The 5,993-nt window shown below is 66.6% G+C and carries 10 protein-coding genes; 7 read left to right on the top strand and 3 right to left on the bottom strand.

What is annotated here, in order from left to right:
- Positions 1–35: 35 nt before the first annotated feature.
- The 4 genes from C1J01_RS45515 (at position 36) to C1J01_RS45500 (ending at position 1,762) form a co-directional block, all read left to right on the top strand.
- Positions 36–443 (top strand): hypothetical protein, encoded by a 408-nt coding sequence (locus C1J01_RS45515; protein ID WP_111185224.1) that lies wholly within the window; start codon positions 36–38, stop codon positions 441–443.
- A gap of 83 nt (positions 444–526) precedes the next feature.
- A complete protein-coding gene (locus tag C1J01_RS45510; protein ID WP_111185223.1) occupies positions 527–805 on the top strand; it encodes an HU family DNA-binding protein in 279 nt (92 codons plus the stop codon).
- Positions 806–897: 92 nt separating this feature from the next.
- The gene (locus C1J01_RS45505; protein ID WP_111185222.1) at positions 898–1,389 is read left to right on the top strand and encodes a YkgJ family cysteine cluster protein; all 492 of its coding nucleotides are present in this window, start codon (positions 898–900) and stop codon (positions 1,387–1,389) included.
- A 37-nt stretch (positions 1,390–1,426) separates the two neighbouring features.
- Positions 1,427–1,762 carry a helix-turn-helix domain-containing protein gene (locus C1J01_RS45500; RefSeq protein WP_111185221.1) on the top strand — a complete coding sequence of 112 codons (336 nt, stop codon included), beginning with the start codon at positions 1,427–1,429 and terminating at the stop codon, positions 1,760–1,762.
- Here the strand turns inward: C1J01_RS45500 and C1J01_RS45495 are convergent, their stop codons facing one another.
- On the bottom strand, positions 1,763–2,182 hold the full coding sequence (locus tag C1J01_RS45495) for a GntR family transcriptional regulator (protein WP_111185220.1): 420 nt from the start codon (positions 2,180–2,182) through the stop codon (positions 1,763–1,765).
- A gap of 252 nt (positions 2,183–2,434) precedes the next feature.
- On the opposite strand from C1J01_RS45495, the gene C1J01_RS45490 reads away from it, so the two are divergent.
- Entirely contained in the window at positions 2,435–3,127 is a 693-nt protein-coding gene (locus C1J01_RS45490; protein ID WP_146615981.1) for a hypothetical protein, read from the top strand.
- A gap of 94 nt (positions 3,128–3,221) precedes the next feature.
- Here the strand turns inward: C1J01_RS45490 and C1J01_RS49410 are convergent, their stop codons facing one another.
- On the bottom strand, positions 3,222–4,058 hold the full coding sequence (locus tag C1J01_RS49410) for a hypothetical protein (protein WP_146615980.1): 837 nt from the start codon (positions 4,056–4,058) through the stop codon (positions 3,222–3,224).
- Positions 4,059–4,356: 298 nt separating this feature from the next.
- The gene (locus C1J01_RS45485) at positions 4,357–4,737 is read right to left on the bottom strand and encodes a hypothetical protein (protein ID WP_111185218.1); all 381 of its coding nucleotides are present in this window, start codon (positions 4,735–4,737) and stop codon (positions 4,357–4,359) included.
- Between the two features lie 540 nt (positions 4,738–5,277).
- On the opposite strand from C1J01_RS45485, the gene C1J01_RS45480 reads away from it, so the two are divergent.
- Positions 5,278–5,475, top strand: coding sequence for a peptidoglycan-binding domain-containing protein (locus C1J01_RS45480; protein WP_111185217.1), 198 nt, complete (start codon positions 5,278–5,280; stop codon positions 5,473–5,475).
- A 131-nt stretch (positions 5,476–5,606) separates the two neighbouring features.
- A complete protein-coding gene (locus C1J01_RS45475; protein WP_146615979.1) occupies positions 5,607–5,870 on the top strand; it encodes a hypothetical protein in 264 nt (87 codons plus the stop codon).
- The last annotated feature ends 123 nt before the right edge of the window (positions 5,871–5,993 follow it).

Genomic DNA, 5,993 nt, shown 5'->3' with positions numbered 1-5,993 from the left:
GTTCCCCCACCTTCGCCCTCTCGGAAAGGACACCGATGTCAACCTCCTCGCCTCGTGATCTCACACCCCCGCCAGGTGAGACGCCCGCGCACCCCGCGAAGAGGAAGCGGCGCAGGGCCAGGATCAGCCACGGCACGCTCCTGCACCAGCTCGCGGAGATCAGCGCCGCCCACCCCGGCCGCGTCGGCTCCCACCCGAACCGCCGCGAGCAGGAAAAGCACGCCTGCATCGCCGTCGAGCTGCTGGCCGTCAACGGCGTCACCGTCGACGACCTCCCGGACGGCTGCGGCATCAAGGACGCTCCGGGCCACGTGAAGTACCTCTTCACCCCGGGCGCCCAGTGGCTGCTGGACCGCGTGCACCGCTGGAACCACCGCGGCCACACGTGGGCTGAGCTGCCCGCGCTCGCGGACAAGCTGTTCGCCGCCCAAGAGCGGCGCTGACCGCCGGATACCCCAACCGGCTCATCTTGCTAGCTAGCCCGCTAGCTTAATACTGGATCACCGACACAGAAGGGCAACCAGCCATGAACAAGGGCCAGCTCATCTCGGCCGTCAACGACATCGTCCAGGACCGCGCGACGTCCGAACTCGCCGTCAACGCCGTCATCGCCGTCGTCAAGGAGGCCCTCGCCAACGGCGACGAGGTCGCCATCGCGAAGTTCGGCCGTCTCAAGGTCGTCACGCGCAACGCCCGCGCCGCGCGCAACCCCTCGACTGGTGAGCGGATCCACGTCCCCGCCAAGCAGGTCGTCAAGTTCCAGATGGGCTCCGAGCTCGACGCCGCCGTCAACCCCACGGCGTAGCCGATCACGCCGCCATCACCAGGGCGCGAGCCGTACCCCGTTCCACGGCTCGCGCCCTTCTTCTGCCCCAAACCCTCACCCCTGGAGAACCCATGCGACGCTCCGATATCGACGCCCGCCTCACCGACCTGTACGCGCAGGTGCCGCAGCCGGACTGCAAGGGCCTGTGCGCCGACTCCTGCGGCCCCATCGACATGCACCCCCGCGAACGGCAGCGCGCCCGCGAGCGCGGCGTGACCATCCCGCACCACGACGATGCGCTGGACCAGATGGAGCGCGACGGCACCTACAGCTGCCCGGCGCTCCAGAACGACCGGTGCAGCGTGTACGAGGTCCGGCCGATGATCTGCCGCCTGTGGGGCGCGGTCGAGGCCATGCCGTGCGAGCACGGATGCAGACCGGACAACGGCCTGCTCAGCGACGGCGACGGCGTTGAACTCCTGCGCGCGAGTCTCGACATCGGCGGCGACGCAACGGCCGCCGAACAGCGGCGGCAGATGCTCTCTCGGCGCTTCGAGGACCCGGCATGGCGACAGGCGTACCAGGACTTCGTCCGCAACCATCGAGCCGCCCCCCGGAGGTGAACCGAGACCGGGCGGCGTGGTGACTATGATCCCCCGTATGAGCGATCAGACGGGCGAGCCGCTCACCCCCCAGGAGATCGACGCGTTCCTGAAGCGGTACGCGGCCGGCGACCCGGTCGGCGAGATCGCGGCCGACTTCGATGTGAGCGTCACCACGATCGTCCGCTACGCCAACGCGCGGAAGGTGCGGCGGCCGAGCGGCGCGGCACGCCGGTCACGGTCGAAGACTCTGACGGACGAGCAGATGGAAGAGCTGCGCGCCGCATACCCCGACCCGAACCGCAAGCCCGCGGAGATCGCCCGCGCCCTCGGCATACCGGTGGAGACCCTGGCGCGGATCGCATCGAACGAGGGCCTGCGCCGCCCCAAGTGATCAGCGGGGCGGGATCTCGAGTCTCGTCCGGTTAGCCGGGAGCACCTTCTCTTGGCCGTCCTCCTCGACCACCAGCACCGGCACACCCTGCGCGGGCAGGCCAAGCTCGCGCTGTTCGTCGGGCGTCGGCATGCGCGCCTCCACGAACGCGGGACCTTCCACGGTCACCAGCCGGCGTTCGGCTTCCTCCAGAACGAAGCTGCCGACGCCTTTGCGCGTCTCGATCAGGCCTTCCCCGCGAAGCTGCGCCAGGGCGTCCTCCACGGTGGCCACCCCGACGCCGTACATGTCGGCGAGCCGATGCAGCGACGGGAGCTTGTGACCGGGCGGCAGCTCGCCGGTCCGGATCTGCTCGCGAACCCGGTCGGCGAGTTGCTTGAACAGGGGCCGGTCCGCGTTCGGGTCCAGAGGCGATGTCACGAATGAATCGCATCAGGGCTATAGCGCCATTCCCCCTTAGCGTCTAAGCGCTTTAGCACTAAAGTGAATCCACCTACCCGAGCCAAGACCGGAAGATCACTGCCCCATGACTTCCTTTGCGCCTGAAGACCAGATGGCGGCCCTTGAGGATTGGTACGCCGAACACGCGGCCCGCATGCGAGCACAGCGAGAGCTGGAGCGCGCCGAAGCCGGTGCTCCCGCGCTGGAGTCCGCCGCAGAGCCGGGAGAGCGGTGAGCATGCCGGCCGCCGCGCCTCGTCTGCGGGCGCGGATGCCTCGCCTGCCGGTTCCCCATGTCACCGCCTACGAGGGCGAGGCCATGCCGTACGACCTGGCGGCCGTCCGCGAACCGGGGACCACCGAAGGGGTACGACTGGCGTTCACCGACCCCATCGAGCAGGACTGGATGTGGGGAGTCCTGTGGCACCGGCAAGGGCTCGGCCGTGGCGGCGACCCGATCTTCGACATGGTGAACACGCCGCGTCAACGACGCTGCATGCGCCTGGGACTGTGCCAGGTGTGCGGGCGGACGGCGCGGGACCCGGAGTCGCACCGCCTGTGGTGGGTCATGGCCCACCCGGCCTGGCTCACCGAAGCGGGGGAGCCGTACGTGAGCTCGCCCCCCACCTGCCGGTCATGCATCCGGGTGGCAAGACGGCTGTGCCCGAAGCTGCCGCACGACGCGCCCGCCTACACCGCGGCCGCCGTGCAACCGTACGGCGTGCTCGGCAACCTGTACCACGTCGCCGGGCTAGGCAGAGTGGCACTCAAACAGGAGAAGGTGATCCTGCCGTTCGACGACTTCCGGCGGCTGGAGTTCACGCTCGCGACGCAGTTGCTCGCCGTCCTGGAGGACCTGCGGCCCGAGGATCTGCCGCCCGGCGACCACGACGCGGAACTGCTGGCGGGCGTGGCCGCCCACTGATCGCCCCCCGCCCGATGGACAGGCAGCCTTTCAGAGACGCTGGGTCCGGTGCCGTCGAACTTCCGGCGCCGGGCCCAGTAACGGCGGCACGGCTTCAAGGTTTGCCGACGCGCGAGATGTGAGTCCATCCGGGAGAGAGCTGGACGGGCGTGGTAGCGAGGCCGTTGTTGTTCAGGGCGGCGACTTCGGCTTTGCCAGAGGCGTGGTCATAGAAGAGCCAGCCTTTCGACGTTCCGACTACATGGGTCCAGAAGCTGAAGGAGCCCGGCCCCCAGGAGCGGATAGTGTTGATATTACCGTTGAAATCAAGCCGTGCGAGCGCGCCGGACCGCTGGTCAGCGTTGTAGAAGAGCAGGGTGTCTTTGTTGTCGGATTGCGGGCCTGCTGCAATCGACGTCCAGCCAGGGCTGAAACTGCCAGGTGGGTAAATCTTTGCTGGTGGGTCGAACTTGACGGCGGCTGCTCCATTCCCAATGTTGTAGAAGAATGAGTTCGCCGTCCACCACCCGAAGACGATTCTCGACCAGCCGGTACTGAAACTGCCAGGCGGAAAAATCTTCTTTGGCGGGTCGAACTTCAGCGCCCCTGCACCTGACGCGAGGTCGTAGAAGAGAGTATTCTCTTGCGTGAGCCACGTGATGTGTGACCATTCGCTGAAGCTGCCAGGCGGGAACGGTTTGTCGGTGACGTACACGACGCCGGAGATGCCTGAGCCGAAGTCCTGAAACTCCAGATGACCCACCTCTGCGCTGCGATGTTCCCGGCTGTAGAACATCACCTTTCGATGATGGGCCGACGCCGCCATGATCTGCCAGTTGCTGGGGAGCGAAAATGGTTCATGCTCCACCGATATATGGAGAGAATTTGCGGTCATCGTGGCGGTAGCTGCGGAACCATTGCCCGATCTATAGAAAAGCAGGAACTCTGCCATGGCTGCCTCCGAACAACCTATAGGGCGATTCTCCGAGTTTGGATCCAGCGTCTGAACCTTTCTGCTGCATACCTACCCCGGATTTCTCTTTAGCCACCCGGCGGTCGCCGTGCAAGCCCAGATGGCTGTTCTGTAACGCTGTCGATGGGTCCAAGCGGAGCTGTACGGATGAACGTTTTCGCACCCCGGGAAATCGGCTGGGAGAAGTCGGCTGTGGGCGTAGCTGCTGGAGTGCAGCCAGCCGACTACTGGGCACACCAAGTAGTCCACGATTCGCGCGTGCCGGCTTCCCGGGCGGCTAGTCCTGGCGGGCGCTGAAGGAGATCTTCTTCTTGTGCAGCCAGACGTTCAACGCCGTCCGGACGAAGTCCTGCGGCCCGTTGCCGGTGATGTCGCAGGCCGCAGTGAGACGCGCGTCGGTGAGGGGCGTGACGCGAACGCCGAGCTGACGGTCCTGCTCCTCTTCGGCGGTGCCGTAGTGGCGCTTCTTCGGGGTGCGCTCACGGAACGGGCGGTCTTCCTTGGCGGGGACGGGGATGTCCTCGGGGACGCCGACCGCTGTGGCGTAGTCGTTGATCGCCTCGTGGGCGATGGCCTGGGGTCCCATGCCGGTGCGCTCGACGGCGGCGGTGAGGCGCTCGTCCATGTTGCGGGGGATGCGCACGTTGAGCGCGTACATGGTTTTCGGCTTGCCGACGCGTCGGGGAGTCGCTGGCGGTTTCGTCTTCGTGGCTGTGGCCGGCGCTGGCTTCGATCGCTCGCTGAACCGGGCCTCGGGCACGGCCTCGCCGCGGGTTGCCGCCTTGCCTGTGCTGGCCATATGAGTGCGTCGCCTCCGCTGTCGGTGTCCGGTCGCGCCTCCAGTCTTCTGGCATTGCGCACTTTGCGCAACTGTGGTTGCTCGCGGGAGCGCTAGCGTGTCTCCCGTCCAGCGTGATCACTCCATGCGCGTCTGAGAGCGTCTCAGGAGCGCTCAACACCCTTTCCGGGGGTGACCCGGTCCGACCGCTTCCCCCGCGCGTTCCGAGAGCGTTTCAGACCCTTTCAAGAGTCGTTGCGGATCCGCAGCGAGTCTGCGACTCTGGACACCCCACCGACCCCTGCACCACCCCAGCAGGGGACAGGGAAACCAGCAATCTCGCTGGCGAAATTGCTTGCCACGCCCGGAACGGAGCCGCACACGTGCACGACATGATGGCCGCCATCCTCGGCGACCTACATGCAGGGCAACGACGTGCACACCTGGCAGTACAAGCTCAAGAAGCGCGGCTGGACGATCGACGTCGACGGCATCTACGGCCCCAAGTCCACGGCCGTGTGCAAGCTGTTCCAGGAGAAGGTCGGGCTGAAGCCCACGGGCGTCATCGACGAGGAGACGTGGGACATCACCTGGTCGTGGAAGCCGCCCGCGAAGTGAGTGGCGGGCTGGAGCTCGATCGCGGTGCGAGCGCCGCGCGGCGGCTGGTCGTGCTCGGCCGCCGCGCCCGAGTTACCGCCACGGAATGAGTGATAATGCGGGAAACCCCTCTGTTGAGGAGCATCATGAACATGCTCACGAAACGTCTGGGCGCGGTCGCACTGGCTGGTGTGACCGCCGCCGCTGCTCTCGTAGCGGGTCCGGCCGGCGCCACGGCGAGATCGGCAGGGCACTGGGAGTATGTCGCGGCTTACCCGCTGACTTCGGCGGGCTTCGCGTCCTGCAGGTCCGCCGGCAAGCTCTGGGGCGGGACGTGGCAGTGCCGCGCGATCAACGGCCCGCACTGGTCGCACACCGCGTCGCACTACCACCTGGAGGTTTACTACGCGGACTAGATCGTTGATGTGAAATTCGCTGATCGTCTGCGGGCACAGCGAAGGGCGTCCAAGATCGGTTTGTGAAGACTGAGCTGGACGCCCTTCTGACGGCACTCTATGTCCATCTGGACGATCATGTGA

Source organism: Nonomuraea aridisoli, assembly GCF_003236395.1.
Taxonomy (GTDB): Bacteria; Actinomycetota; Actinomycetes; order Streptosporangiales; family Streptosporangiaceae; genus Nonomuraea; species Nonomuraea aridisoli.
This window is presented reverse-complemented; position numbering and strand designations above follow the sequence as displayed.